Source organism: Nonomuraea sp. NPDC049649 (assembly GCF_040675175.1).
Taxonomy (GTDB): Bacteria; Actinomycetota; Actinomycetes; order Streptosporangiales; family Streptosporangiaceae; genus Nonomuraea.
This window is the reverse complement of the sequence record NZ_JBFAOH010000084.1, coordinates 1-3,475: the sequence shown is the minus strand read 5'-3', so window position 1 is coordinate 3,475 and position 3,475 is coordinate 1. Positions and strand designations below refer to the sequence as shown.

At 64.8% G+C, this 3,475-nt stretch carries 3 protein-coding genes; all 3 read left to right on the top strand.

Translation table 11 applies throughout. The features are described from left to right. Positions 1 to 393: (Fe-S)-binding protein (locus tag AB0J42_RS37420; protein WP_364303293.1), on the top strand; the 393-nt coding region annotated here is incomplete at its 5' end. 71 nt (positions 394 to 464) lie between these two features. Continuing rightward, positions 465 to 1,577 carry an MBL fold metallo-hydrolase gene (locus AB0J42_RS37415; protein WP_364303291.1) on the top strand — a complete coding sequence of 371 codons (1,113 nt, stop codon included), beginning with the start codon at positions 465 to 467 and terminating at the stop codon, positions 1,575 to 1,577. Between the two features lie 356 nt (positions 1,578 to 1,933). Continuing rightward, positions 1,934 to 3,412 carry an MFS transporter gene (locus AB0J42_RS37410; protein ID WP_364303289.1) on the top strand — a complete coding sequence of 493 codons (1,479 nt, stop codon included), beginning with the start codon at positions 1,934 to 1,936 and terminating at the stop codon, positions 3,410 to 3,412. Positions 3,413 to 3,475: the final 63 nt, after the last annotated feature.

Genomic DNA, 3,475 nt, shown 5'->3' with positions numbered 1-3,475 from the left:
ATCGAGGAGAAGATCACCTATCACGACCCGTGTTTCCTGGGCCGGCACAACAAGGTCTACTCCCAGCCGCGCGACATCATGGCCAAGGTGCCGGGTGTCAAGGCGCAGGAGATGCACCGGCACAAGGATCGCGGTTTCTGCTGCGGTGCGGGTGGTGCGCGGATGTGGATGGAAGAGCGGATCGGTAAGCGGATCAACACCGAGCGGGTGGATGAGGCGCTGACCACGGATCCGGACACGGTTTCCACGGCGTGCCCGTTCTGCATGGTGATGCTGGGTGATGCGATCAATGAGAAGAAGAACAGCGGCGAGGCGAAGGAGTCGCTGGAAGTCGTGGACGTCGCCCAGCTCCTCATCCGGTCCGTCAGAGGCGAGCCGACGCACGCCACCTGATCGTCCGATGCAACTCGACAGGCTGGACTACACCGGGCGGCAGTTCGGACGAAAGAAAGGGGCAAGGGCGGATGGCAGAAGCAAGCGTGACGGCGGCGAACGAGAAGCAGCGCCAGGCATGGCTCAGCGGTGCGATGCCTGGAGTCGAGCGGGTCCGGCCAGGGCTGTGGTCAATCCCGGTACCGATTCCGATCAATCCGCTGCGATACGTGCTGGTCTATGCTTTCGAGGTCCCCGGCGGGGTGGTGATCGTCGACGCCGGGTGGAACACGGAGGAGGCATTCGGCGCGCTCGACTCCGGTCTTAACGTGGCGGGTTATCGTATCGCGGATGTCAAGGCCGTGCTCGTCACACATCTGCATCCCGACCATTACGGCCTCGCCGGCCGGGTCCGGGAGGCGTCGGGCGCTTGGGTCGGGCTCCACCCAGCGGACGCCCGCCTCTTGCACGAGCGCTATGACGACGAAGCGATGAACGTCCTCATCGAGCGCCAGCGGGAACTACTGGTGAGGTGCGGAGTGCCGGACCTGAAGGCTGAGGAGTTGGCCGGCGCGTCGAAGGTGATTCGTGAGCATGTGTCGATGGCCGCCCCGGATCGGCTGATCGAGGACGCCGAACGGCTTGACCTACCCGGATGGAACCTGCGGGCGATCTGGACTCCGGGGCATACACCCGGTCACCTGTGCTTTGTGGAACCCGACCGTAAGTTGCTCTTCACCGGCGATCACGTGCTGCCGAGGATCACCCCGGCGGTGGCCGTGCATCCGCAGTCAACCCAGAATCCGCTCGCAGAGTTCCTCGACTCCTTGCATGCCGTCCGCAAGCTCGACGTTGACGAGGTAATGCCCGCCCACGAGTTCCGCTTCCTGGAACTGGCCGGACGAGTCGATTACATGATCGGTCATCACGAGGCCCGGCTCGCCGAGATTGAGGAGGCGGTGACAGAAACGCCGGGTCTCTCGTGTTGGGAGATCACCACCCGTCTGACATGGTCTCGGCCGTGGGGCACGATGCTGGCGTACCAGCAGCGCAGCGCTAACAATGAGACGCTCGCCCATCTGGTGTGGCTGGAGGGCCGCGGCGCCCTGTCGCGCGTGCCTGGGGAGCCGGACTTGTGGTTCCCAGACGAGGCGTCGTCCACGCGGCGGGACTTCACCATGGGAGCGATGCGGGGTGCCACCTGATCAGAACGCTGTCGCCGACGGCCGCTCTACCGGGTCGTGGGAAACGTTTGCGCACTACAGCAGCGCCTGCACGCCCTCGACGCCGCAGCTTCCGCACAACGACCGGCGATCAGTACCAGCGCAGAGTACCGGAGTCGCAGCACGCCAAGGTTTCACGGAGGGGGCGTCAGTATCGGTGCGGCGACCGGAAAGCTACTGGCCAGCGCAGCCGCCGCATAGCCGCGGTGCCTAGGGCACGTGACCGCCCTCGCCGGCCCTTGCTCGAGTAGGGCCACCGTATGTGCAGTACGCCGAAAGGTATCGAACCACCCCTCAGGAGCACAGTGAATCCTTCGCTCACACCTGGATGCGATGGCATGTCCCAGCGACCCCGCCCGGCGCTGCTCATCACTATCCTGTGCCTGTGCGGCACGGTCACTTCTCTGCAGCAGACTCTGGTCGTTCCCCTGCTTCCGGAGTTCCCGAGGCTGCTCGACACGACCGTCGATAACGCGTCGTGGCTGGTCACCGCGACCCTGCTCAGTGGAGCCGTGGCCACACCAGTCGCCTCCCGACTTGCTGACATGTTCGGCAAGCGACGGATGATGGTGACATGCCTGATCCTGATGATCGGAGGATCAGTGCTGGGGGCTCTCGGCAGCGGCCTTCCCTACACCATCGCGGCCCGGGTGCTGCAGGGAGTCGGCATGGCGCTGATCCCGATCGCCACCGCGGTGATGCGGGACACGCTGCCCGCTTCCCGGCTGCCGGTCGGTGTGGCGCTGATGAGCGCAACCCTCGCCATCGGCGCCGGCGGCGGGCTTCCGCTCGCCGGATACGTCGCCGAGCACCTACCGTGGCGCACGTTGTTCTGGATTACCGCGGGCGCGGGGACGGTGATGCTCGCCGCCGTACTCCTCATTGTGCCCGAGTCCCGAGTCCGCACCTTGGGGAGTTTCGACTACCTCGGCGCACTACTGTTGTCTACAGCCCTGACTGCCCTGCTTCTTGCTCTGTCGAAGGGCGGTGAGTGGGGTTGGGGATCAGCGGCGACGGTGCTCTCGGCGATCGGTGGCATGGTGACCCTCCTGCTATGGCTGCCGCTGGCGCTGCGGGTGCGTAACCCTTTGATCGACGTGCGCGTCGCGACCCGCCCAGCTGTGCTGGCAGTCAACATCGCAGCGGTCCTCACCGGCTTCGGGATGTTCGCCAACATGCTTGTCACCACGCAACTGCTCCAACTCCCGACGATCACCGGATTCGGGCTCGGGCTGGACATGGTCACTACAGGAGTCCTCCTGGCACCCACCGCGCTCGTTTTTGGTGCTTTTGCTCCCATATCCGCAGTGATGACCAGGCGATTCGGCGCGCACATTACGCTCCTGATCGGCACGCTGAGCATGGGGGTGGCCTACGTGGCACGAGTTTTCCTCAACCACGATGTGTGGCAGATCATGGCGGGTGCGCTGCTGGTCTCGGTCGGGACCTCGCTCGCCTTCGGCGCCATGCCTGCGCTGCTCATGCGGGTCGTGCCGGTTACCGAGACGGCCTCGGCCAACGGGCTCAACACGCTCCTGCGTTCGGTCGGGACGTCCACCTCGAGCGCTGTGATCGCCGCGACCACCACAATCGCTGTACACCAGGTCGGCGGCAGGACGTACCCGACACTCACCGCGTTTACTTCGGTGCTCTGGGTCGCTGGGGCCGCATGCGTCCTTGCCGGTTTGGTGGTGCTCCCGTTGGCCTGGCGACGGGACCTTCTCGAATCTATGGACGACTCTCCGGAAATTCCGGGGTCGGACGTCTCAGCTACACAACCGCCGGCGGGACTGTACGGTTTTCGGTGTAACTCCTGATCAAGGAGAACGCACCTGATGAGTACTGTGATCCAGGCATCGACGGAGATCGATCTGGAGGAC